Origin of the sequence: Vibrio gigantis (assembly GCF_024347515.1) — a bacterium.
GTDB classification, from domain to species: Bacteria; Pseudomonadota; Gammaproteobacteria; order Enterobacterales; family Vibrionaceae; genus Vibrio; species Vibrio gigantis.
The window spans coordinates 1,506,145-1,529,579 of the sequence record NZ_AP025492.1; the positions used below are offsets into that span (position 1 = coordinate 1,506,145).

Consider the following 23,435-nt stretch of genomic DNA (forward strand, 5'->3'; position numbering starts at 1 on the left):
TGAATTTCTTTAAATCGATAGGGCGCTTAGATATATGGGCGCAAATACTGTTAGCTACAGTAGCGACCTGTAACAAAACGTAAAATAAGGAAAAGTAATTAAATAGAACAATAGGTAATATCCCCTCAATAGGATGGGTGGATATTCAACATTGTGATGAATAGGTGAGCTTTTTAGCGATATTTTGCCAATAAATTGAGCATGTCACTTGACGAGTAAATTTCAATATTTTGGAAATTATTTTCAAATAATCGGAACAACATTGCCTTGGCTACGTCTTTCGATTGAATAGGGCGTAGGTTTTTGAATTTCCCAAACATAAAAGGCGATAGCAGAGGAAACAGGCTTTGTAGCAGTTTTTCGTCGGCTCTTGGTTCTTCTCGCTCACCAACCAATGGCCCAGGACGTGCAATGAACAGTTGCTTAAAACCGATACGTTTTAAGTTTTGTTCCATTTGTCCTTTGCATTTTAGGTAATGAGAATAAGATCTGGGTGATGCTCCATAGCTTGAAACCACAGCAAGTCTTTCTACTCCAATAAACTTCATCGACTGTGCCACTTGGCTGACTAATTCAACATCGATTTTACGCAATGCTTCTTTAGAACCGGCTTTTTTCTTGGTCGTACCTAGACAGATGACCCCGAGGTTGGGTGTTGCTTTGGTGTCATCCCAGCTTGTTACTTGCAGGTCACTGTGAATGAGCGTGTGGAGTTTATTGCAGTTAAACTGTGAATCTAGCGCTCTTCGGGATAAAGCATAGATATGGTCGACGGCTGGCTCATCGATGAGTAGCTTCATCACATGATGACCAATTAGCCCTGTTGCACCAGCCACCACAACCGATGTTTTGTCTCCAGAAATGCTCATTCGAATCCCTTATTCATTCCACAAGTGCTTGTTTAATATAAACAGTGTTTGAATTTTAAGCGAATGAAAGTTTGTTAAACGAGTGGTCGGTAGTGTGCGGGGAGTCAGCGATTTATGGAAAAAGAGATGATTTAACTTGGCCTGCAATATAAATGCGGTGTGATACATAAGTAAGGTATTAAACATAACAAAGCCCGCTGGGCGACGGGCTTGTTATTTACTTTGTTGCTTACTAGGTAAAGGAGAGTGGGATTTTCCTTACCTTCTTGCTGGTTTTCTTACCTGATTTATTTGGTTTTCTTTTGCTTGAATTCGGAATCATTACACCTCCTAAATCACTTTTCTGAGCTTTGTTGCTTTCAACCGGTTGTGTTGCTTGGTGTTGCATTTTGTAGCTAACAGTGTGGGTGTTCACTGTATGGATACTTATCAATGGAGAGATCAACAAGTACTTTAAATAAAGCATAAACGGTGCCAAAACATAAGTTATTGATTTTTAACTTTGGTGGTGTTCGATACGAAACCCTGTTGTCTTTTTTTGATTCTCAATTTGAGAAAAAGAGCTCTTGAACTGATTAAATTAAGAACACTCTCTGCGATTTCGGTTGATTAGGCATAGATACAGCATTGCTTAACACGTAAACTGAGTCGTAATTCACATAGACCAAGGACGTGCTATGAACCTCAAGCTTGATACTCTTGCTCCCACTCAGATTTATCACCTAATGACGCAAACCGTTGTCCCTCGTCCTATCGCGTGGGCATTAACGGAATCCGCTGATCAAGAATACAACCTAGCACCTTTCTCTTATTTCACGCCGGTTTCCAGTAATCCGCCACTATTGATGTTATCGGTCGGGAAGAAGCCGTCTGGCGAAATCAAAGATACTACTCGTAACGCCATTGAAACGGGTAAGCTGGTGATTCACATTGCTTCTTCAAATTCTGCAGAAACAATGACAGCAACAGCAGCGACTCTCGATCATGGTGATTCTGAAGTAACCGCGAATAATATTGAGCTGGTTGAATTTGAAGGCTTTTCTTTACCGAGAGTGAAAGAGTGCACGGTCGCTTTTGGCTGTTCATTGTACGAAGTAAAAGAAGTCGGAGAGGTGCCACAAAGTCTCATCTTTGCTCAAGTTGAAACCGTGTACATTTCCGAAGATGTGATCGATAAAGAGAGTGAGCGCTTGAAGATTGATGCACTAGCACTGGATCCTTTATCTCGACTTGGTGGGGGGGAATACGCGACGCTTTCCAATGTGTTTTCTGTCGCTCGCCCTAAATAACCATTCCTAAATTAATGTCCCCAGAATAAGCGTTTTTTAAACTATGTTAGATACCCAATACTCGCAGTACATCCAACACCGCATTGACCAAAAAACCAAGCCACTCGGTGCGCTTGGCTTATTAGAAAAAGTCGCTCATCAACTGGCATTGATTCAGAGCCAAGGTAAAGAAGCTGCGGTAGCGCACATCGAACTGAATAAGCCACGTATTATCATATTTGCGGGTGACCATGGCATAGCAGATGAGGGCGTGAGTATTGCTCCAAGTGCTGTTACACAACAAATGGTGTGGAACTTCTTAAGCGGTGGCGCGGCGATTAACTGTTTTTGCGCAGTGAATGATATTGATATTACGGTAGTCGACACGGGGATATTATTGCCTGTGGAGTCAGACAGTGACATGTTGATTTGTCAGCGTTTAGGAACACGAACCAATAACTTTGCCAACGAAGCCGCAATGAGTTTGGAAACCGTCGAACGTGGGATCGGATTGGGCAAAGAGCTGGTATCCAGAACCATTTCGAATGGCACCAATATCGTCATGTTTGGTGAAATGGGTATTGGCAATACCAGCAGTGCGTCAGCGATCTTAAGTGCATTAGGGAATCGTGCTGCTGTGGAGTGTGTTGGCCTAGGAACAGGCATCAACAATGATCAACTTACGCGAAAAGTGGCTGTAGTTGAGCAAGGTGTTTCGCGTTGTAAAGGCTTAGATGCGAAAGAGGTACTAGCACAAGTCGGTGGCTTTGAAATTGTTCAAATGGTTGGTGGTTTCCTTGGAGCTTACCAGAATAGAACGCCGGTATTGGTCGATGGCTTTATTGTGTCGGTTGCTGCGTATGCCGCGACTTTAATCGAGCCGAACTGTCGTGATTATATGATCTTTGCACATCGCTCTGAAGAGTCGGGACACAGAATCTTGTTAGAGCTACTGGACGCAGAGCCACTGCTCGATCTTGGCTTGAGATTGGGCGAGGGCACGGGGGCTGCGCTAGCCATGCCCATCATTCGAGCGGCTGCAGAGTTTTACAATAACATGGCGAGCTTCGAGAGCGCTGGAGTCACTGTTTAATGAATGATGCACCAGAACGATCATTGAAAGATCGAGTCACTTATCAATGGGAGTTGTTTGCGTTGGCGATGGGATTCTTTTCTCGGTTGCCAATGCCAAAGAACACGCCTTATTCATCAGAGAGAATGAACCGTTCGGGTCGTTATTTTTCAGCTGTTGGTTTGTTACTTGGTGTTCTTTGTGGCGGCGTATTCTTGTTGCTCGATGCCATACTGCCGAGTGCAGTTGCTATCTTTTTAATGATGAGTTTCAGCTTAATGCTCACCGGTGCTTTCCATGAAGATGGGCTGACCGATATGGCGGATGGCATTGGTGGTGGCATGACGCTCGAACGTCGCTTGACCATCATGAAAGACAGTCGTATCGGTACTTATGGCGCGTCTGCACTGGTTATGGCTTTGCTAGGCAAGTGGGTGCTATTGAATGAACTGGTGAATATGACTGGATTATTTATGGTCATCGTGACGAGTTACACCTTTAGCCGAGCGATTGCGGCATCCCTTATTTACGACATGCCTTATGTCAGCGACTTGGACACAAGTAAGAGTAAGCCTCTAGCCAGTAAACAAACCAAGGGTGAACTTGTCTTCCTTATGTTGGTTGGCCTATTACCAAGTTTGTGGTTTGGGTTGGCGTTTACGTGTGTATTAGCTGTGATTGCTTACCTGTTTAGAGTGAGCTTCAAAAAGTGGCTAATCGCACGCATTGGTGGCTTTACTGGTGACTGTTTGGGGGCAGCTCAACAGTTGATGGAGTTGCTGACTTACCTTGTACTCATTACTTCCTTTTACAATCACTTTCTATGACGGCTTTCTATGTTAAACACGAATCAAACAAGTCAACGAAAAAGCCATCTGGTGTTAGGCGGGGCTCGTTCTGGAAAGTCGAGTTTTGCAGAGCAACAAGCATTATGTGCGCTTGAAGGATGTTCAAATGGACGCCTCAACTATATTGCGACGGCCACTTATTTGGACGACGAAATGCGAGAACGCATCGCCCATCATAAAGATCGTCGCGGTAAACAGTGGATTGAGCATGAAGTGCCTGTCGAATTAGCTACGAAACTGCAGTCGTTTAATCAAGATGATGTAGTACTGATTGACTGCCTGACACTCTGGCTGAACAACATCATCTTTGAACTGGGCGATGACGCAACCAATGAACAGGTTGAAGCCGTGGTTAAAGCATTCGTTAAAAGCGTAGAGCAAAGCCCGGCGCAAATTATCATGGTGTCTAACGAAGTCGGTTTAGGCGTAGTGCCACTGGGTAAAGTGTCGCGCTTATTTGTGGACAATGCGGGTCGCATGAATCAAGCGTTAGCTCGTGTTGTCGAACGAGTCACGCTGGTTGCTGCGGGATTGCCATTATGCTTAAAACCGACGAATCACCCAATTGATATTCAAGGCTAGGGTACGTAAATGATAAACGGAACAACCAAAAACATCTATTTGTTGCGACATGGCAAAGTCGAAGGAAAAGCAGCGCTGAACGGTGTATCCGATGTGTTGGTCAAACCAAACGATCAGCAGCAGATTTGTGAAGCATTGGTTCAAAGTGAGTTCTCTTTTGATCGCGTTGTTACTTCGCCATTAAGACGATGCAGCGACCTAGCGAGTCTGTATTCACAACGCATGTCTGTGCCTTTATCTGTTACTTCCGAGTTTCAAGAAATGAACTTTGGTGAAGTAGATGGAGTTGTATTTGATGAGCTCAAAGATAAGTGGGCGATGCTAGAAACTTTCTGGCAAGATCCTGCAAGCCATCAGCTAACTGGTGCAGAAAGTTTACAGGGCTTCCACGACAGAGTAACTCAAGCTTGGTCGCAACTTTTGAATGAACCAAGTGACAATCTATTACTGGTTACCCATGGTGGTGTGATTCGTATATTGTTAGCGCACTGCCTTGATATTGAATGGAAAAATCCAAGTTTGTACTCGAAGTTATCGATAGAAAACGCGTCGATAACTCATATTCAAATCACTCATTTTGCACAGAGCTTTATCAGCGTGAAAGCGATAGGGCTCCCCGTTCTCTGAGTGAAAGAGACACACAGTCTTAAGAATTAACAATCTATTAAAAGTATTAAATCTACTTAATATATAAAAAGCATAAAGCGGCGTTTACAGCCGTTATACCTGATTGGTATTACTACCTACGTGAAAGGAATTTAGTCATGACAACACCGAGTTGGGATCTAAGCATTGCTTATCGCGATCTTAATGATGCAAAAATCGAACAGGACATTGAACTCATTCAACAGTGTATTGGGCTGTTGAACCAACACGTTGAAAAGCGCCACATCATTCTAGCGATGCAAAACGCGATTCAAACTTCAGAAGCGGCTGGTACGTTACTGAGCACAATTAATACTTTTGCTAACTGTCACGCATCGGTCGACGCGACCCACACAGAAGCAAAGGCACTGCTTGGACGTGTAGCTAAGCTGAACTCTGAAATGTCTCAAGCCTTTAGTCCATACGAAGACACTTTGATTCACGCTGAATCAGAGTTTATTGATGCAGTTTTAGAACATGAGAGCGCAGATGTAGCAGGTCAACGCTTTGCGATTGAGAGCTCACGTAAATTAGCCAGCAGCCGACTCAGTGTGGCAGAAGAGCAGTTGTTAGCTGCGATGAAAGTTGATGGCCGTGACGGGTGGGGACGTTTGTACGACAACTTAACCGGTTCTTTGAAACTATCACTAAAGCTGGAAGGTGAAGACGAAGTTTTAGGTTTTTCACAAGCGGCGAGTCTGTTGTACGGCAGTGAATTCGATAAACAAGAGCCTGCATGGCGCGCGGTTCAAGGTGCTATGAAAACGCATCAAGAGTCATTTGCTTCGATTCTAAATGCACTGGCGGGTTGGCGACTGACAGAAAACAAAAAGCGCTCGAAAATTAGCGACGTGCATTTCCTTGATCCAAGTTTACATGGCAGTCGCATCCTACCTGAAACGCTAGACACCATGATGTCTGTTGCGAAAGCGAATCGTGAAGTCGGCCAGAAAGCCGGTTTATTGATGGCCAGAGTTCACGGCTTAGATGAAATGAAGCCTTGGAACCATTTAGCAGCGATGCCACCACTCGGTGATAGCGAATCTAAGGTTTACCCATTTGATGAAGCGATCGAAGTGATCAAAACCGCTTTTGCTGAAGTGAATCCAGAGATGGCTGATTTTGTCGCTTTGATGGTTGAGAATGGCTGGATTGATGCCGCACCAGCAGCCAACAAACGCTTAGGTGCGTACTGCACTAAGTTTGCCGCGACACGTACACCGCTTGTGTTTATGACTTGGAGTGGTAGCCGCTCAGACTTAATGACCTTGGCGCACGAGCTGGGTCACGCGTTCCACAATTGGGTAATGAAAGACATGCCGTTGTGTCAAACTCGCTACCCAATGACGCTCGCAGAAACCGCTTCAATCTTTGCTGAAAACATCGTTCGTGACCACTTATTAAAACAAGCACAAACACGTAATGAAAAGCTTGAAATGCTTTGGGAAGAGCTTTCTTCTTCTTTGGCATTAATGGTGAACATTCCGGTGCGCTTTGAGTTTGAGAAAGCATTCTACGAGCAGCGTGAAAAAGGCGAGCTAACGGCTCAGCAGCTGTGTGGTTTAATGGAAACCACTTGGAAAGAGTGGTACGGCGATGCAATGACAGAAGCCGACCCGTATTTCTGGGCGAGTAAGCTGCACTTCAGCATCTCTCAAGTGAGCTTCTATAACTACCCATACCTGTTTGGTTACCTATTCAGTAAAGGTGTTTACGCTCAACGTGACGCAAAAGGCGAGCAATTCTACGGCGATTACGTTTCGTTGCTTCGTGATACTGGCAGTATGATGGCAGAAGAAGTCGTTCAAAAGCACTTAGGAATGGACCTAACTCAAGCAGATTTTTGGCAACAAAGCATCGACATGGTCAAAGTTCAAATCGATGAATTTGAAAGATTGCTCGATCAGGAAGATTAATTGATCTCAATCTGTTCATGGCAGGTAAGAGCTGTGTTAGCTTACGTGGCTCTTATCTTGCTGAAATAACCTGAAGTAACCAAAAGTTGCTTTAAATAGAGAAAGTTATTTGGAACAGATGTCGGTTAGCAAAGTCAGTAGGTAATATAAAAATATATGGGTAGTATTTGTGAGTGATAACGGAGTTTCTATTGATAAGTGCGATCCTAGCAACACAATTTCTATGTACAATTTATTAACATACGGCCGTGCAATTAAGGAGTAGCGCATGACGAAGACCCTCTTTCGCCAATCATTTCTTTTTGACAGCCTAGATCTTGAGCAAGAAGTGGTTGCAGGACAGACCGTACTGAGTAACGGTGTTCAAATTAAGCTTCATCAACGCGGTGTATTGGAAGTGATTCCCGCGGAGTATAATTCTGAAACCAAGAACATCATCTTTTCAACAGGTGTTCATGGCGACGAAACCTCACCAATGGAGCTGATTGATAAGCTCATTGAGGATATTGAAACAGGCTTCCAAGTTGTGACAGCAAGATGTTTATTCATCATTGCTCACCCAGAAGCAACCAACGCACATACTCGTTTTCTTGATGTGAATATGAACCGTCTGTTTGATGATAAACAGTACGAGAGCAATCGAGAAGTGGATATCGCGAAGAACCTTAAGTACTTGGTTACTGAGTTTTACAAGGAAACGGTACCTGCCACTCGTTGGCACTTAGATCTGCACTGCGCGATTCGTTTGTCTAAGCACTACTCTTTCGCCGTAAGCCCTAAGGTTCGCCACGAAGTTCGCAGTAAAGCTTTGTTCGATTTCATTAACAGTGCTCACGTTGAAGCTGTGTTGTTATCGAATGCGCCAACGAGCACCTTCAGCTGGTACAGCGCTGAAAACTTTGAAGCGCAAGCACTGACAATGGAGTTAGGGCAGGTAGCAAGAATTGGTGAGAACCAGCTTGATAAGCTTACTGCTTTCGATTTGGCGATGCGAAATCTGATTGCTGAAATAGAACCAGAGCATTTACCAAAGAAAACCATCACTTATCGCGTAAGCCGAACCATTGTTCGTTTACATGATGATTTCGATTTCATGTTCTCAGATTCTGTAGAGAACTTTACCGCGTTCAAGCACGGTGAAGTATTCGGTCATGATGGTGACAAACCCCTGATGGCAAAGAATGAAAACGAAGCGGTGGTATTCCCAAATCGCAATGTTGCGATTGGCCAACGAGCTGCCTTGATGGTGTGCGAAGTTGAAACACGATTCGACCACGGTCAGCTTGTGTACGATTAATACTGAGTCGAGTTTAAGCGACTAAAACAACCGCTCAACTGGTTGAAATATCAAGGTTCACATTACGGTGTGAGCCTTGAGTTTATTTAGGGATACAGGTAAGGTTACGCGAACAATTTCAAAGTAGCTTGATATGGATTTCCAACAACTTCTTCACCAAAAACAGCGTAAATGGACGCGATCCATTTATCTGATGGCGGCACTGCTTGTCGCGCTGAGTGCAATTTACCTAATGGTTGGCGATCTCTTCATTTCCCCTCTGGGCACCTTGTCCACGTTAGAACAAAAACTACTGATTGATTTACGCTTACCTCGACTCTTAGCTGCTATTGCTATCGGGGCAGGTTTGGCTGTATCTGGCGCAAGCTTACAAGTCTTATTAGGCAACGTATTAGCAGAGCCGGGTGTGCTCGGTATTTCCGGTGGCGCGAGCTTGGCGATGGTGATCGTGCTGTTCTTCTTACCGTTTGCTCCCACACCTGAACTCTTCATGGTCGCTGCCGTTCTAGGGTCACTCTGTTTCACTGTGATTCTGGTGAGTATGGTAAAAACGATGCGACTCACAACGGCTAAATTACTACTGGTGGGGGTCGCGTTAGGTATTCTTTCTGGTGCGATGGTGACTTGGGCTTTCTACTTCAGTGATGACCTCAGCCTTCGCTTATTGATGTACTGGTTGATGGGCAGTTTAGGTGGCGTGACTTGGTATCAGCACTCGCTCACGTTAGTAATGATCCCCGTTATTATCTGGTTGTGTTTGCAAGGCAGCAAACTAGACAAACTGATGATAGGCGAAACGCATGCCGCACAACTGGGTGTGAACGTTCCTAAGTTACGTTGGCGCTTAATCTTCGCAGTATCCATTTTGGTAGGCTGTGCCGTAGCATTAGGCGGCGTAATCAGCTTTGTTGGCTTGGTTGTGCCACACTTGTTGCGTTTAGCGATTGGCACCGACAACCGATACCTTCTTCCTTTGTCTGCGGTTGCAGGTGCCGCGCTGCTCGTGTTTGCAGATATTTGTGCAAGAACCTTGTTAGATTCAGCAGAATTACCATTGGGTGTGATGACCACAAGTATCGGTGCGCCTATCTTCATTTGGATGTTAATTAAAAATCATGATTCAAATTAAGAGCCTGAGCGTTGGCGCTCGTTTATTACCGTTATCATTTGAACTCGAGCAGGGGCAAGTGACTCATGTTATTGGGCCAAATGGCAGCGGTAAAAGTACCTTACTCGAAGCGATATCTGGTATTGGTGATGGCTACAACGGTGATATAAAGATTGATGGGCAGGACTTGTCGGAACTGTCCCTACAAGATTTATCACTGCATCGCGCTTACTTGTGTCAAAGCTCAAGACCTGCTTTCAACTTGGAAGTGTTCCAATACTTGGCGTTGTCACTACCAAGCTCCTCACATGGTCTTGATGCTGAAATTAACTCGGCTTTGGACGAAATAAGCCTGATGTTAGACATTACAGACAAGCTTCATCGTTCCATTCAAACTTTGTCTGGTGGAGAATGGCAACGCGTGCGTTTGGCGGGCATGTGCCTGCAAGTTTGGCCAACGCTTAATCCATATGCGAAGTTGTTGATTCTCGATGAACCAGCAGCGCCATTGGATATTGCTCAAGAAGCCTTACTCTACAAGCTCATTGAACGAGTGGCAGAGAAGGGCATTGCGGTGATCATGGCAAACCACGATTTGAATCGTACTCTAAGACACGCCGACCAAGTGTTGCTGCTTGATAAGGGCGTTTTACAAGCTTCTGGTGCTGCAGCACAAGTACTGACTCCAGAGCAACTTGAGTCTGTGTTTAACACGCAAGTGAAAAGTGTCTCAGTGGATGATCAAACTTACCTTATATTTGAGTAAGTGGATCGTGGGTCAACAAATCGTTAAGAGTTATTAGGTGTTCTAACATAAGGAGTTTGTGTGTTTCGATACATTCAACGACGCAGAATTAAAAAGGTGATTAAGCTTCTTTCAGCCAAGATGGTAAAGAGCTATGGAAGCCGTGATTTTTTCTCTATCGGACAAGTAGAAACCAGCTCTAAAGACCTGAGTAAGCGCCAACAACACATCGCTTTGGCTCTGTTTGCTGATCCACAAGCTCTCAACGCTGAACTGGCGACCGATATTCAATTGCTACGAAAAGATGTGTCTAATGACTTCTTCGCTGGCGAGGACTATAACGCACGCGATATTCTGAATCTTCTAGGAGGTAGTGGTTGGAAGGGCGGCCGCATGGACGATGATATGTCGCATCGTATGGGCATGAATAGCCGTTACTAAAACCATATTACTTATTTTTTCTCTTACTGTTCTCGTTAAAATCGTTATTTTGACTAGAAACTCCTTGTCAAAAATTCTCCACTCTTTAAACCTCACCGATTAAATAAGCCTAAAATCCAATTAACAACCAGTAGCTGATTCATTTCTTTTCTGGGTAAACCTCATGTTTTTCAGATATATAAGCCGCCCTCAGCCTTGTGTCACCTTTGTTGAGTATCAATTAGGTTTATTGACTAAATAATCTAAACTTCATCAACCATTCTCAAGTTGAACAATATGCACTCACTTTATTAATGTTCGAGCCAAGTAACAATTATTGAAGTGTGGTTGTCGGTTCATGCAACAAAGTCAAATCAGCCAGCAGGACAAGACAAGTAGCCTGCGGCTTGGCAAATAAAGTCTTTAATTTGGAATGGTTATGAGAATAAAAATCGAGAAAACGGCTCTAGCAATCGCTTTGTCTACAGTCTGTGGTGGTGCGATGGCACACGGTTTTGTGTCACTAAATGATGATGGCAACATTATAAGCCGAGTTGCTTTGTGTCACTTAGAAGACTCAGAGGGGCAGGCGAAGAACATGGATTGTGGCAACATACAGTATGAGCCTCAAAGTGTGGAAGGCTTTGATGGCTTCCCTGACAATGGACCACCTGATGGTTACATCGCCAGTGCTGAAATAGCAATGGCGAGAAACCTAGATGAGCAAACTTCCGAGCGCTGGCAGAAACGCTCAATCGAAGCGGGCACTCAAGAGTTTGAGTGGACATTTAAGGCTAACCACGTAGCCGCTGGTTTTAAATATTACATTACGAAAGAAGGTTGGGACCAAAACTCACCATTGGAGCGTGCTTCGTTTGACCTTACACCTTTCTGTGAAGTTGATGGTAATGGAGAGACAACACAAGACACGGCTACTCACACTTGTAACGTGCCGGAGCGAGAAGGCTATCACGTGATTTTGGCGGTTTGGGATGTTGGCGATACAGACAAAGCTTTCTATAACGCAATTGATGTTGTGTTTGATGGCGATGACTCTCAATTACCGGGTTGGGAAAAAGCAGGCCAGATAACTCCGACCATGAATTTGAAAGAGGGTGATGCGGTATACACACGTGTGTTTGATGGATCTGGTGAAAACCCATCATTGAGTACTCGAGTCGAGATTGCGAGCAGTGAGTCCGGACAACCAAAGAACTGGTCAAAGGCATTAGCGACCAAAGTTAACCAAGAGCATGACGATATTAAGTCTGGCGTATGGAGCGAAAACGGGTTCGATCCTATTTATGGCGTTAACCCTATATACGTCAATAAAGACAGTGGTATCCAACGAGTCGAGATAGGCTACGATGTTGAGGTGCCTGAACCAGATACATCACTGACTGTTGAAGGGTTAGAGCCTGAATACATCATTGGAGATGAAGCGACGGTTCTCGATCTTACATTGATTGCAGAAGGTGACGCTCAAGCTGAACTTACGGTCTATAACCATGGACGTGAGTCTCTAGCGCATTGGAGTGGCCAAGTTGAAGATGAAACCTCTGAATCGGTCACGCTACCGTTGTCTAAATCTGAAACTGGTCACCATATGTTAGTGGTGAGTGTTAAAAACAGCGAAGGTAAGTTGGTCGGTCAGCAAACCCTCAATTTCCACTTGGTTGAAGCTGGCACTCCGCCACCAGAACATGATTATGTTTACCCAGAAGGTTTTGGAAGTTACGTGGATGGAGATATCGTCCTATTCGAAGGAGAGGGTGTCTATCAATGTTACGGCCCTTGGGCGGCAGAATGTAACAACGAAGCTTACTTGCCGGGTGTCGCTGCCGATCCAAATTGGGTTGAACAGCAATGGAAAAAGCTGGACTAGCATTCCACTTACTCATCTGATTTGATTCCCTTTTGAATAGGGAAACACAAAGCGGCTTACTTGTTAAGCCGCTTTTTTATTCACTTTGAATGTTATGTCTCCAATCAAGACAGAATACTGAAATCCAATAATTCGAAGCAACATCATCTATCGACAACGCATTTCTTTGAGTTGTGTGACTCTGATTCCTATCAATATAAAACTCGCTACCATTGATAAAATTGGCGTATATATTTTCGTTGTTCTTTAAACAAAAACGATAAACCCATGAACTGCAACTTTGGTTGATAAATAACCTGTTGGTGTGGTGTGTAGGGCAAAATAAAAGAGAGTGGGAAAGTGACAACAATAAATAACAACATTCTAAAAATAGCAGTAGGTATGGCTATGCTATCGAGTGTGCCGTCAGTGGCAAATGCTCATGGTTGGTCTGAATTTCCAAGTGCACGTCAGAACACGTGTTACGAGCAAGGTGGGATTTGGTCGGGCACACCACCGAACGCAGCATGTGCTCAAGCGAAAGATATTTCTGGCTCGTACCCGTTTGTTCAACGTAACGAATACGCAAAAAACATTCAGGATTTCAACAACATCAACGCAGTGAAAGCAGCGATTCCTGATGGCACGCTATGTTACGCCAACGATTCGCAAAAGCGCGGTATGGGTGCGCCTCATACTGGCTGGACGCGTACCGAGCTAAGTACAGGCACGTTTGAATATGTATTCAACGCGACTGCACCACACAACCCTTCATTTTGGGAGTTCTACCTAACGAAACCAAATGCAGACTTGAGCAAAGGCCTAGCGTGGGGTGACTTAGATCTTATCCAAAAAGTGGGCAATGTTCCTGTAAGCGGTGGCAAATATCGTATCAACGTGACGATTCCATCTGACCGTTCTGGCGACGCGATCCTATATGTACGTTGGCAACGTAACGATGCAGCTGGCGAAGGCTTCTACAACTGTTCAGACATCACCATTACTGGTGGTACAACTCCTCCGCCAGACCCTACACCACAACCTGATCTAGTACGTGGCGACTTGTTTGTGTCTGATCAGTTTGGTACGCCGGAAATTGGTGACACAGTTAAGTACGACATCATCAACAAGTATGGTGAAATCGCACGTAGCTTCGACATCGTGATTGATGCGAGCAACGTGAACGATTGGGCTCGTCTGCTAGCTTCTGAAATCAACGGTTGGCATGAAGAATTTAAAGATGGCGCGGTCTTTATCGGCGACTGGCATGCTGAAATGCAGCACTACATGTACTTCCAAAACGACCCTTCACGTAACTTCTTTAACTCAAAAGATGGCCGTGCTTCTGGTCAGTTAACGTTGATTGACGGTGGTGATGGCGGTGTTGAGCCGCTAAAAGGCGAGATCTACGAATTAGTGAAGAGTGACAACGTCGTTAATGCTGGCGACAAAGTTGTGATTGCAACAAGTGAAGCCGCTAACCTTACGCAAACACAAGGTTCTGCAGTAAGCATCCAAAACAATGGTACGGCTTCAATTGTGGTTGATACTACAGCGATCACAGTGAACGAAACATTGTCTTTCATTGCTAGCTCTATTGAAAGTGAGAGTGTTGAAACCTTCACATTCGAAGTGATTGCTGAAGACGGTGGTGTAACACCTGACCCAGATCCAACGCCGGATCCAGATCCGACTCCGGACCCAGACACTGGCACATGGGATTCATCTAAGGTTTACCTTGGTGGTGAAGTTGTGACTTACTCTAACCAGTCCTGGAAAGCGCAGTGGTGGATTCAGGGTGGTGAAAACCCGAAAGCGACTTACGAAAACGACAAGTGGGGCGTTTGGCGTCCAGCTAACTAACCTCTACTAATAGCGACCTTGATGGTTTCATCTAGGTTGAATTGATGATTGTGTAAATGGCGCTACAGTAATGTAGCGTCGTTTTTTATGGATGTGTTTATTCTCTCGTGGCACGAAATGGTAAAACTCAGTTGGAACGATTGATTAGAATTATTTCAAACGCGACAAGTGCATAGGAAAAACACGAGTCACTTTATCTTATTTGAATGGATGCTTATTTAACTCGAAAGAGGACTAATAATGTACGAACTAACACTGATTCTTAGTTTAATGGTGGGCGGCGCACCAAGTACGGCTGAAATGGAAGTGAACACGCAATTCACGAGCCTTGAAGAATGTAACCAAGAAGGTGCAGCTCTGGCTAAGAAGTTAAACACTACCGATTTAAAAGTCATGCAAGTTCAATGTGAGCGTGATTAACCCCAAGACATAATCAAGAACTGGGCACAAAAATTTGTGCCCACGTTACATCATCTATGAATATATCATTAGCGCACTTTAGCCTTCCTGAATTTAATCTCTTAGCATCAACCATTAATGCTTGATTCAAAGTCATTGGCTCGCCTTGTTGATGCTCATATTTACTAAATTGTTAAATTGAAACAATTTTATCTAACCTATTGTTAAATATTTACTATTTGTTAGTGTGTCTAGGTGCACATTGAGGATGTGCATCACAATTAGTGAAGAATAATAGTAGGAGTTGCGATGAGTATTATAGTAAGACGGTCTGAACCGTCAGATGCAAAGGGAATCAAAGAAGTTTACGAATGCACTAATGCTTATACCGGTACGCTGCAACTCCCAAATCCGTCTCTTGAAAGCTGGCAGAAACGAATCTCCAATATACCTGATAACGTATACTCCTATGTTGCGTTAATTGATGGGGAGATTGTCGGCAATTTAGGAATGGAAGTGTGTGTAAACCCAAGAAGGCGTCATGTTGCTTCATTTGGTATGGGTGTTAAAGACGATGTATTAGGCAAAGGTGTCGGTAGTCAGCTACTCGCGACCGCGATCGACTTGTGTGATAACTGGATTAACATCAAACGACTGGAGCTTACGGTATATACCGATAACGAAAGAGCGATCAGCCTATATAAGAAGTTTGGTTTTGTCATTGAAGGGGAGTCTGCTGGGTTTGCCTTTAGAAATGGCGAATACGTGGCGGCTTATCACATGGCTCGACTGGTATAGCGCTCGGCTTCTAACACACGGCTACAATTAACACAGCCAGAGTTCTCTAATAGATAATAAAACGCCACGTTACAAGAACGTGGCGTTTTCTATTTCAGTCAACTGATGCTTTAAAGCGCTTCAGTTATAATCTTGCTTAAGCTGTTAGAGGCTCAAGGTTTGCTGGGCGGTAATGTACAGATTTTAATACTTTACCTTGGCGAACTGTTTTACCTTCAGATACGAAATCTTCCGCACACTTAGCGATGATGTATTCGCCTTTTTGAACGGCCATCAGTTTGATGTTCTGCTCAGCATAGAAAGCTTCAGTTTCTGCGTATTCTGTTTCGTTACGACATACTTTGCTCATGTTGCTTGAGTGCACTTCATCCCAGCAAGGTAGGAAATCGATTGAGCGGTTTTTAGAAACATTCAATAGTAGGTCGATCAGGTAACTGATTGCTAGGTTGTCTTCTACCTTAGCCTGACCAAGGTGAACCAAACGTCCCATCAAAACATAAACGCTGTCTACAATAGCGTCCGCTTGTTCGATTTTAGAGTCAGCTTCTGCAAGTTCTGTCAGTTCTTCGATCGCTAGAGAGGTGTGTAGCGTATCGCCTTTTTCGTCCATTGTTTCAGGAGCAGCAACAGGCAGATCAAAAGTACTGCGGAACTCTTCAATATCGCGGTAAAGGTGATCGTAGATTTCTTGGCTTAGTTGAGAAAGGTTCATTTTCCTATCCATTCTGTTTCGTTAATGGATCATTTTACCAAAGCTAGGAATAGGGTGCTAACGCAAAGTCGACTTTTATTCATTGGATCAATGAGGTATTTTGCATACAAACCAATTGATTATTATGTTTATTTACACTTTACTCTTCTTAATATAGCAAATGTTAATGTTGTCATTAACTTCGGCAGCAGTGGGACCCTATTTATGAACCAAGCAAGTGAAAGTGAAATTGTTATACGCCGCTTGTATCAAATCACCAATGATTATCGAAAGGGTTTCGATATTCAGATTGTTCAGCTGCTTATCATGGGGCTTGAACGCTTCAACCTAGATATTGGTATCTTATCTAAAGTCGATGGCAACACTTATGTCGTCGAACACTGCGTTACGCCTGAAGGGGTTGAACTCAACAGTGGCGATACCTTCGATTATCGGTCGACTTATTGCGAAATTACTTGTAATTCTATTGGCCCTATATGCATTGAACATTGTGGTAAACACGATAAGTATGCGACTCATCCTGCCTATCAGTCTTTTGGTTTAGAGTCGTACATTGGTATTCCTATCTTCGTTAATGATGAGCTTTATGGCACCTTAAACTTTTCAAGTCCAGCTCCTTATCATCGTGAGTTCAAAGAGTTTGATATCGATGTGATGAGATTAATGGCTTCATGGATCGAAGTGGAACTGGTTAGAAGACAACAAGAACGAAAACTCAAAGAATTGAATGAGAAGTTGGAATACCAAGCTCTGTACGACCCTTTAACACACTTACCGAATAGACGTTGTTTGTTTAAAACGTTGAATGCAGAAGTGGAGCAGTTAAAAGGGTCTTTAGGAAAGGGAACCTTGGCAGTTGTCGATATCGACTTTTTTAAACAGGTCAACGACATTTATGGGCATCAAATGGGTGATGTTGTATTAAAGAAAGTGGCGAGCGTGCTGAGCAATAATATTCAAGAGGGGGAATTTGTGGCGCGTTTTGGTGGTGAAGAGTTCATTCTTTGGTATCCAAATAAAACGCCAAGTTGTGTTGAAGATAAGTTCATAACTCTTCTGCAAGAGACGAAGAAAATCACGCTTGATAGAAAGCCAGTTACCATATCAATCGGTGCGTGTCATTTTGAGTTGAGCACAGGGGATAGTAAAGGGGAAAGGATGTCAGCGTTAGATAAGCTAATCAAAGTTGCTGATGAATGTATGTATATTGCGAAACAAAATGGACGAGATCAGTTCATTTCTCGTCCATATCATCAAGAGCGCTCGGGAATATGAGCCATCATGGTAGCTATTAGCTGAACAGGTAAGGGAACAGTTTACGACGTTCTTCTGGCGTTAACGACTCAACTCTCGCGATGTTGGTATCAGGAATCGCTTCAGGGTTAGGATAATGCTTTAGCACCTTTTCCATGCTCGCTTCACGAATCAAATGATAAACAGGATACGGTGAGCGGTTAGTGAGGTTTTCATCGTCTTCAGGATCCGCACCACCAAAGCAATAGTCAGGGTGGAAGGTAGCCACTTGGTAAACACCTTCCCAATCTTCTTGCTTGATCAATGCTTCAATCCAATCAATGAACATGTTGTAGTCGAAGAAATCTTGCAGCATGTTAGGCACAACGACCAAAGTCGTCTCTAATTCCACGACTGGCGTGTTATCTAACTTTACGAAATGCGCCATGATGTCTTCCAGTAACGCTTCTTCCGTATTCGCTTCACTCACAAAGATCTTAATCTGCTTATTACGTTGAGGCTTTGCTGCAAATGGGCACAGGTTTAGGCCAATAACGACATCGTCTAACCATTGTTTTACTTGGTCATGGATGGTTTGAAGATCTGTGTTTTGAGTGTTCGACATAACAGGTTCCGAAATGAAATTTTGCGTAGGATATCAGAACGGACGTTAATCAAAAGCAATAATTGAGTTACAAACTCAGTCGTATCTATGCTTGTGCGAGTTTGGATGCCGATACTTGAAGCTGCTTCAACTGGTAGACCCAAGCAAATATAGCAACATAGAAGATTGAGCCACCCGCAATTACGCCATTCCAACCGAATAGTTGCCAGCAATACAAGAGTAGGAAACCACCTAAGCTCCCGCCTATGTAGTAGTGGACTAAGTAAAGTGCAGTTGCTGTCGCTTTGGCGCTTGGTGCTTTTTGACTTACCCAAGAATAGGCAAGGGTGTGGGCGAAGAATGCCCCGCCACTAATCAATAACAAGCCTGCTAACATGAATGGTACTTTATCGACCGCAGAAACTAGCATTCCTACCAAGCTTATACACACGCCTAAAAGAATTCCGTTTAATGGATCGAAACGTAGCGTCCATTTGTTAGATAGCTTAGAGCTGACGGTACCCGCCAGATAGCACAGGAATATAAGTGACGCTAAACCAACAGGCACTGAGTGAGGTTCGGATACTAACCTAAAGCCCATTACCGAATACAGGTTAACGAACAGTGCGAAGTTAGCGCCGCCGATCAACATCGCGAGCCACAAGGTACGGTTTCTTAAGTGCATCACTACCGAGCGGTTATGATGAAAGAACAGCCCTTTCTGCGGTTTGAAGTTTTGTTGGTCAGGCAGGCTATACGCAATATAGAGCGCACCAAGCAAAGAGCCGACAACAAAAAACAAAACCGTCGCATGCCAGTCGAAATAGTCCGTAATCAAGCCACCTAATACACGCCCAAAGATGCCTCCTAACGAGTTAGCCGCAATATAACCTCCAATCGCGACTGCGAACGCTTTCGGTGACAACTCTTCCACCATGTAGGCAACCGCCACACCTGCAAACGCAGCGACAGCGATTCCCATGAATGCTCTAGCAATAACGAGCTGCAGTAAGGTAGTCGTGAACACCATGCTTAACCCTATTAATGGGATAGCAAATAAGCTGAATAGAATGATGGGTTTTCGACCGAAGGTTTCAGAAGCGATTGCCCAAGGCACCAAGCTGATAGAAAGTCCAAGTGTCGTCGCGGCAAATAGCCAGTTGATTTGGGTTTCTGATACTTGGAAGTACTCCGCCATGTGCGGCAAGATTGGCTGAAAGAGATAAAGGTTACAGAAAATGATGAATGAACCAATCGCCAATGACTGGGTGATTTGTTTGTATTGAGGACTGCCTTTATCAAACATTGATGTTGTGCCTGCGCGAGTTGGTAAGCTATTTGTGAACAAGTTATCAGCACAAGTGTGATTAAAGAAATATATTAAAAATATCACACCTATATATTAAATATATCGACATGCTTGAATCAAAACCACTTCGACATTTTTTGGCAGTTGCTCAGTTTGGTAATTTTACTCAGGCTGCCAAAGCGTTGCATATCGCACAACCTGCATTGAGTATCTCCATTAAAAAACTCGAACAGACACTCGAGTTGATTCTATTCCGTCGAGGAGACAAATCCGTCACCTTAACAGAAGAGGGCAAGGTGCTGTTTGAGCATGCCAAGAGAATAGCCCAGCAGTTTGATGATGCTCAGCTTGCGATGAACGAGTTAAAGGGTTTAGAAAAAGGCGAAGTGCGATTAGGCGCGCCAAGCATGATGGGCAGTTATTTTTTCCCTCAAGTAGTGATGGCATTTAAAAGCCAATACCCAAACCTAAAGTTGACTTTGATAGATGCCGGAACCGCTTCTATTCGTGAGATGTTGTTAAACGGTGAGCTTGATATCGGCGTGATTAACCATGAAAACGTACCTGATGACCTAGAAACCGACCATTTGCTCAGTTCTGAAATGTTAGCCGTTGTCGGTAAAGAACACCCATTGGCGTCACAATCATCTATCACCTTTGAAGAGTTTTTTGAGCAAGAGCTGATCATGTTTAAATCAGGGTATTTCCATCGTGATTTCATCGATGCGACCTGCAAAAAATACGATTTAGATATGACCATCGCGTTCGAGACTAATTTACTACCGATGATTTTATCTATCGTAAAGCGAGAGTTCGCTATTACAGCACTACTTAGCTTAGTGACAGAGTATGAGGAAGACGTGGTAGGTGTGCCATTTCAAGACCCGGTAAAACTTAATCTATCTTTGGCGTGGCGAAAAGAAGGTTATTTGTCTAAGGCTGACCGAACCTTTATCGACTTCGTTAAACAATATGTGTGATTAGTAACATATTAACTGGGCAAATAATTGGGAGTAATATCACATCTTTCATCCAGCTATGCGACGTGTATCACCAAAATTAGCGAGGGTATTAACGGTTTTAATTTACATGGTATGCGTGCCTGTTAAATAATACTAGTACTTTTTAGGTAGGTGGTGAGGGGCTATGAAATGTGCATGTAAGGAACAAACGTTAATACGAATTCGTAGAACGTTTCTGGACCGAGTGTTAGGAATTAAAGGAAGATATAAGTGTAGTAAGTGCGATACCGCCTTTAAAATAAAGGCTTAGTGTATTGGCATGAGAGTATTGAACCCGTTTGAAAATTATTTGTTGATTATATTATTCTGTGGAAAATGTGTGTCCTACAATATGGTTAACGAGCGGTGGCTAGGAGATATTAACTGTCTTTAAGTTAATGGTAATCCAAGCTCCATGAAATGTAAGTGCAAAGAACGAAGGCTCATCAGAGTCAGAAGAACATCGGTCGACAAAGTCCTTGGTATAACACAGAAATACAGGTGCGCTACTTGCAGTGGCTTCCTGAAGGTTAAAGGGTAGTGGCGACAGAGGTATATCGTTCTATAGACATAAAACAAAGCCCGAGCGTCTGAAGCAAGACACTCGGGCTTTGTTATAAAGAGGAATACTAGCTCAAAACGCGTTAGGTATTCTTTGAGTTATACATCTTATCGAAGTTCTTCTGATTCCAGCCGACCATCACTTGATCGCCGATTTTAAGCACGGGGATAGAACGAGCACCCATTGCTTGCAATTCTTTACGGCCACGCTGCATCTTTGCATTTGTCAGACGGTAAACAATTTTCTTAGAGTCTAAATATCTTTGGGCATCTTTACAGTGAGGGCATTTGTCTGCGACGTACAATACAACACGTTTCATTATTTCATTCTCTTGGTGAATCTCGCTAAAGTGTAACGAATCCTAGGTGATTAGAAAAGTGTGATCAGTTACACTATGCGGCTCAATTTTCGACGTCGCTACGTTTTGTCGTGACGCAACTTGTACGGTCTTTTTGCATGCATCCTTCATTACGCTATATTCAAGGCTACCCTAAGCACATTCTTGATCCTGTTACTCAACTTGTTGAGTCGGGCAAATTAGTGCCGTGGTTTGAAGCTCGCTATCCAAAGAATCATGAAATAAAAAGCGAGAAAGCCCTGTTTGACTATGCGATTGAGATTAAAAATCGCTACATGAAAAAAACACCACCGATCAGCAAAGTGATTTACGACGGCAAGATTCATCTAATAAACAATGCGTTAGGTCTTCATTCTTACGTCGCGAAGAATCACGGTGGAAAGATCAAGTCAAAAAATGAGATTCGTATCGCCAGTGTTTTTAAAAATGCACCAGAACCTTTGCTAAGAATGCTGGTGGTACACGAACTGGCACATATCAAAGAGAAAGAGCACGACAAAGCTTTTTACCAACTATGCTGTCACATGGAACCGGAATACCATCAACTTGAGCTGGATGCCCGTTTATTCATGATGTATTTAGATTTAAAGAAGTAGCCCAATGAGCCAATCACAAAACAGAACTACGCTAAGCCTGTCAAAAAACAGCACCTCATCAGCAAAGGTAAAAGACAACCAAGCTGAGCAAAGAGGTAGTAAGAACAGCAATAGCAAGCCAAGCAGCGAGAAGCGTATTTCTACAAAAAACACATCAGAAAAAAGCCGCAAGAATAGTGTAGCTAAAGGCGCTGGCAACAACAAAGCAAAGCGACCTTTTGCAAAAGATAGCAAAGCTAAACAGGGTACGAATAAAGGGTCATCGAATAAGGGCTCGTTCAATAAAACTGTATTTAACAAAAACGCAGCCCAGAAAAGACGTTCGGCAGAAAAGCCTCAAGGTGGATTACACCCAAGAAACCAACACACAGGTCGCTATGACTTTGAGTTATTGGTTGCAGCCTTACCTGAACTAAAAGAACATCTGATAAAGAACCCAGTGGGAGAAGACACCATTAACTTCTCAGAACCATTGGCCGTTAAGCTACTTAACAAAGCTTTGTTGGCACATCACTATGGCGTTAAGCATTGGGATATTCCCGCTGGTTACTTATGCCCGCCAATTCCTGGCCGTGCAGACTACATTCACAGAGTGGCAGATATCCTTAATAGTGATGGCCAAGGCGAACCTTATAATCATGCCTCTGTGAAAGCGTTAGATATTGGTGTCGGTGCAAACTGTATTTACCCAATTATTGGTGCGACAGAGTATAAATGGCGCTTTACGGGGACTGATGTTGATTCAGTCTCCATCAAAACAGCGAACTTCATTGCAGAAAGTAACGCTAATCTAAAAGGAAAGATCCGAGCTCGCCTACAAGCGGACTCAGAATCTATCTTTAAGGGCGTGATTAAGGATAATGAACGTTACGATGTCACTATTTGTAATCCTCCATTCCACAGTTCTCTTGAAGAAGCGGAAAAGGGTTCACAACGTAAACTGGATAATCTAGCGGCAAACCGTGCTAAGAAAGCGGGTCAGTCATTCAAGCCAGAAAAGAACAAGAAGCCAGCCAAGCAAAATAAATCAACTAAGCAGGATAAACCAACGTTAAACTTTGGTGGTCAAAAAGCCGAGCTTTGGTGCCCTGGTGGTGAAGCTGCATTCATTATGAAGATGGCGAGAGAGAGCCAACTTTTTGCTACTCAAGTATTGTGGTTTACGACATTGATCTCTAAGAAAGACAACGTCGATATGGTTCGCTCAGAACTGGGTAAGCTACGAGCTAAACAAGTGAAAGTGGTAGAGATGTCGCAAGGACAGAAGGTAAGTCGCTTTATCGCATGGACCTTTATGGACGACGAACAAAGACAAGAGTGGATTTCGCTTAAATAGCGATTGTACCTAGTTAAGATATTGAGATGA

General features: G+C 43.6%; 23 protein-coding genes. 18 read left to right on the top strand and 5 right to left on the bottom strand.

Going from position 1 to position 23,435, the window contains the following annotated elements:
- Window positions 1–173: 173 nt before the first annotated feature.
- On the bottom strand, window positions 174–869 hold the full coding sequence (locus OCV56_RS06830; RefSeq protein ID WP_086713229.1) for an NAD-dependent epimerase/dehydratase family protein: 696 nt from the start codon (window positions 867–869) through the stop codon (window positions 174–176).
- A 677-nt stretch (window positions 870–1,546) separates the two neighbouring features.
- Between OCV56_RS06830 and OCV56_RS06835 the strand changes: the two genes are divergently transcribed.
- The 14 genes from OCV56_RS06835 (at window position 1,547) to OCV56_RS06900 (ending at window position 15,694) form a co-directional block, all read left to right on the top strand.
- Window positions 1,547–2,158, top strand: coding sequence for a flavin reductase family protein (locus OCV56_RS06835; protein ID WP_086713231.1), 612 nt, complete (start codon window positions 1,547–1,549; stop codon window positions 2,156–2,158).
- Between the two features lie 43 nt (window positions 2,159–2,201).
- The gene (gene cobT, locus OCV56_RS06840) at window positions 2,202–3,230 is read left to right on the top strand and encodes a nicotinate-nucleotide--dimethylbenzimidazole phosphoribosyltransferase (protein WP_086713232.1); all 1,029 of its coding nucleotides are present in this window, start codon (window positions 2,202–2,204) and stop codon (window positions 3,228–3,230) included.
- A complete protein-coding gene (locus OCV56_RS06845; RefSeq protein ID WP_086713233.1) occupies window positions 3,230–4,036 on the top strand; it encodes an adenosylcobinamide-GDP ribazoletransferase in 807 nt (268 codons plus the stop codon). Before cobT ends, OCV56_RS06845 begins: the two co-directional genes overlap by 1 nt.
- Before the next feature lie 9 nt (window positions 4,037–4,045).
- Window positions 4,046–4,639, top strand: a complete 594-nt coding sequence (cobU, locus tag OCV56_RS06850) for a bifunctional adenosylcobinamide kinase/adenosylcobinamide-phosphate guanylyltransferase (protein WP_086713234.1) — start codon at window positions 4,046–4,048, stop codon at window positions 4,637–4,639.
- Between the two features lie 9 nt (window positions 4,640–4,648).
- On the top strand, window positions 4,649–5,266 hold the full coding sequence (locus OCV56_RS06855; protein ID WP_086713235.1) for a histidine phosphatase family protein: 618 nt from the start codon (window positions 4,649–4,651) through the stop codon (window positions 5,264–5,266).
- Between the two features lie 137 nt (window positions 5,267–5,403).
- The gene (locus OCV56_RS06860) at window positions 5,404–7,200 is read left to right on the top strand and encodes a M3 family oligoendopeptidase (RefSeq protein WP_086713236.1); all 1,797 of its coding nucleotides are present in this window, start codon (window positions 5,404–5,406) and stop codon (window positions 7,198–7,200) included.
- 268 nt (window positions 7,201–7,468) lie between these two features.
- Window positions 7,469–8,497, top strand: coding sequence for a succinylglutamate desuccinylase (locus OCV56_RS06865; RefSeq protein ID WP_086713237.1), 1,029 nt, complete (start codon window positions 7,469–7,471; stop codon window positions 8,495–8,497).
- Window positions 8,498–8,630: 133 nt separating this feature from the next.
- Window positions 8,631–9,626, top strand: a complete 996-nt coding sequence (btuC, locus tag OCV56_RS06870; RefSeq protein ID WP_086713238.1) for a vitamin B12 ABC transporter permease BtuC — start codon at window positions 8,631–8,633, stop codon at window positions 9,624–9,626.
- A complete protein-coding gene (btuD, locus tag OCV56_RS06875) occupies window positions 9,613–10,371 on the top strand; it encodes a vitamin B12 ABC transporter ATP-binding protein BtuD (protein ID WP_086713239.1) in 759 nt (252 codons plus the stop codon). Before btuC ends, btuD begins: the two co-directional genes overlap by 14 nt.
- Window positions 10,372–10,431: 60 nt before the next feature.
- Window positions 10,432–10,791, top strand: a complete 360-nt coding sequence (locus OCV56_RS06880; protein WP_086713240.1) for a DUF6559 family protein — start codon at window positions 10,432–10,434, stop codon at window positions 10,789–10,791.
- Window positions 10,792–11,209: 418 nt separating this feature from the next.
- Window positions 11,210–12,655, top strand: coding sequence for an N-acetylglucosamine-binding protein GbpA (gene gbpA, locus OCV56_RS06885; RefSeq protein WP_086713241.1), 1,446 nt, complete (start codon window positions 11,210–11,212; stop codon window positions 12,653–12,655).
- A 387-nt stretch (window positions 12,656–13,042) separates the two neighbouring features.
- On the top strand, window positions 13,043–14,497 hold the full coding sequence (locus OCV56_RS06890; protein WP_086713242.1) for a lytic polysaccharide monooxygenase: 1,455 nt from the start codon (window positions 13,043–13,045) through the stop codon (window positions 14,495–14,497).
- 240 nt (window positions 14,498–14,737) lie between these two features.
- Window positions 14,738–14,917 (top strand): hypothetical protein, encoded by a 180-nt coding sequence (locus OCV56_RS06895; RefSeq protein WP_086713243.1) that lies wholly within the window; start codon window positions 14,738–14,740, stop codon window positions 14,915–14,917.
- 288 nt (window positions 14,918–15,205) lie between these two features.
- Window positions 15,206–15,694: a GNAT family N-acetyltransferase gene (locus OCV56_RS06900; protein ID WP_086713244.1), complete on the top strand. Its 489-nt coding sequence runs from the start codon at window positions 15,206–15,208 to the stop codon at window positions 15,692–15,694.
- Window positions 15,695–15,830: 136 nt separating this feature from the next.
- Here the strand turns inward: OCV56_RS06900 and OCV56_RS06905 are convergent, their stop codons facing one another.
- On the bottom strand, window positions 15,831–16,406 hold the full coding sequence (locus tag OCV56_RS06905) for a nucleoside triphosphate pyrophosphohydrolase family protein (protein ID WP_017059167.1): 576 nt from the start codon (window positions 16,404–16,406) through the stop codon (window positions 15,831–15,833).
- Between the two features lie 204 nt (window positions 16,407–16,610).
- Between OCV56_RS06905 and OCV56_RS06910 the strand changes: the two genes are divergently transcribed.
- The gene (locus tag OCV56_RS06910) at window positions 16,611–17,681 is read left to right on the top strand and encodes a sensor domain-containing diguanylate cyclase (RefSeq protein ID WP_086713245.1); all 1,071 of its coding nucleotides are present in this window, start codon (window positions 16,611–16,613) and stop codon (window positions 17,679–17,681) included.
- Between the two features lie 16 nt (window positions 17,682–17,697).
- Here the strand turns inward: OCV56_RS06910 and OCV56_RS06915 are convergent, their stop codons facing one another.
- Both OCV56_RS06915 and OCV56_RS06920 read right to left on the bottom strand, forming a co-directional pair.
- Window positions 17,698–18,264 carry a DUF1415 domain-containing protein gene (locus OCV56_RS06915; RefSeq protein WP_086713246.1) on the bottom strand — a complete coding sequence of 189 codons (567 nt, stop codon included), beginning with the start codon at window positions 18,262–18,264 and terminating at the stop codon, window positions 17,698–17,700.
- 85 nt (window positions 18,265–18,349) lie between these two features.
- The gene (locus OCV56_RS06920) at window positions 18,350–19,549 is read right to left on the bottom strand and encodes an MFS transporter (protein WP_086713247.1); all 1,200 of its coding nucleotides are present in this window, start codon (window positions 19,547–19,549) and stop codon (window positions 18,350–18,352) included.
- A 110-nt stretch (window positions 19,550–19,659) separates the two neighbouring features.
- Here OCV56_RS06920 and OCV56_RS06925 point away from each other — a divergent pair, with 110 nt between their 5' ends.
- Window positions 19,660–20,532: a LysR family transcriptional regulator gene (locus OCV56_RS06925; protein ID WP_086713248.1), complete on the top strand. Its 873-nt coding sequence runs from the start codon at window positions 19,660–19,662 to the stop codon at window positions 20,530–20,532.
- A gap of 665 nt (window positions 20,533–21,197) precedes the next feature.
- On the opposite strand, the gene OCV56_RS06930 is transcribed toward OCV56_RS06925, so the two are convergent.
- Entirely contained in the window at window positions 21,198–21,434 is a 237-nt protein-coding gene (locus tag OCV56_RS06930; protein WP_016786183.1) for a glutaredoxin family protein, read from the bottom strand.
- A gap of 137 nt (window positions 21,435–21,571) precedes the next feature.
- Here OCV56_RS06930 and OCV56_RS06935 point away from each other — a divergent pair, with 137 nt between their 5' ends.
- Window positions 21,572–22,069 (top strand): YgjP-like metallopeptidase domain-containing protein, encoded by a 498-nt coding sequence (locus tag OCV56_RS06935; protein WP_004734935.1) that lies wholly within the window; start codon window positions 21,572–21,574, stop codon window positions 22,067–22,069.
- 4 nt (window positions 22,070–22,073) lie between these two features.
- Window positions 22,074–23,405, top strand: coding sequence for a 23S rRNA (adenine(1618)-N(6))-methyltransferase RlmF (gene rlmF / locus OCV56_RS06940; protein WP_086713249.1), 1,332 nt, complete (start codon window positions 22,074–22,076; stop codon window positions 23,403–23,405).
- Window positions 23,406–23,435: the final 30 nt, after the last annotated feature.

Coding starts and splice junctions, on each gene's coding strand:
- OCV56_RS06845 (WP_086713233.1), top strand. CDS start 3,230: ATGAATGATGCACCAGAACGATCATTGAAAGATCGAGTCACTTATCAA.
- OCV56_RS06860 (WP_086713236.1), top strand. CDS start 5,404: ATGACAACACCGAGTTGGGATCTAAGCATTGCTTATCGCGATCTTAAT.
- OCV56_RS06830 (WP_086713229.1), bottom strand. CDS start 869: ATGAGCATTTCTGGAGACAAAACATCGGTTGTGGTGGCTGGTGCAACA.
- OCV56_RS06835 (WP_086713231.1), top strand. CDS start 1,547: ATGAACCTCAAGCTTGATACTCTTGCTCCCACTCAGATTTATCACCTA.
- OCV56_RS06855 (WP_086713235.1), top strand. CDS start 4,649: ATGATAAACGGAACAACCAAAAACATCTATTTGTTGCGACATGGCAAA.
- OCV56_RS06905 (WP_017059167.1), bottom strand. CDS start 16,406: ATGAACCTTTCTCAACTAAGCCAAGAAATCTACGATCACCTTTACCGC.
- cobT (WP_086713232.1), top strand. CDS start 2,202: ATGTTAGATACCCAATACTCGCAGTACATCCAACACCGCATTGACCAA.
- OCV56_RS06900 (WP_086713244.1), top strand. CDS start 15,206: ATGAGTATTATAGTAAGACGGTCTGAACCGTCAGATGCAAAGGGAATC.
- btuC (WP_086713238.1), top strand. CDS start 8,631: ATGGATTTCCAACAACTTCTTCACCAAAAACAGCGTAAATGGACGCGA.
- gbpA (WP_086713241.1), top strand. CDS start 11,210: ATGAGAATAAAAATCGAGAAAACGGCTCTAGCAATCGCTTTGTCTACA.
- OCV56_RS06890 (WP_086713242.1), top strand. CDS start 13,043: ATGCTATCGAGTGTGCCGTCAGTGGCAAATGCTCATGGTTGGTCTGAA.
- btuD (WP_086713239.1), top strand. CDS start 9,613: ATGATTCAAATTAAGAGCCTGAGCGTTGGCGCTCGTTTATTACCGTTA.
- OCV56_RS06925 (WP_086713248.1), top strand. CDS start 19,660: ATGCTTGAATCAAAACCACTTCGACATTTTTTGGCAGTTGCTCAGTTT.
- OCV56_RS06865 (WP_086713237.1), top strand. CDS start 7,469: ATGACGAAGACCCTCTTTCGCCAATCATTTCTTTTTGACAGCCTAGAT.
- cobU (WP_086713234.1), top strand. CDS start 4,046: ATGTTAAACACGAATCAAACAAGTCAACGAAAAAGCCATCTGGTGTTA.
- OCV56_RS06915 (WP_086713246.1), bottom strand. CDS start 18,264: ATGTCGAACACTCAAAACACAGATCTTCAAACCATCCATGACCAAGTA.
- OCV56_RS06930 (WP_016786183.1), bottom strand. CDS start 21,434: ATGAAACGTGTTGTATTGTACGTCGCAGACAAATGCCCTCACTGTAAA.
- OCV56_RS06910 (WP_086713245.1), top strand. CDS start 16,611: ATGAACCAAGCAAGTGAAAGTGAAATTGTTATACGCCGCTTGTATCAA.
- OCV56_RS06935 (WP_004734935.1), top strand. CDS start 21,572: ATGCATCCTTCATTACGCTATATTCAAGGCTACCCTAAGCACATTCTT.
- OCV56_RS06895 (WP_086713243.1), top strand. CDS start 14,738: ATGTACGAACTAACACTGATTCTTAGTTTAATGGTGGGCGGCGCACCA.
- rlmF (WP_086713249.1), top strand. CDS start 22,074: ATGAGCCAATCACAAAACAGAACTACGCTAAGCCTGTCAAAAAACAGC.
- OCV56_RS06920 (WP_086713247.1), bottom strand. CDS start 19,549: ATGTTTGATAAAGGCAGTCCTCAATACAAACAAATCACCCAGTCATTG.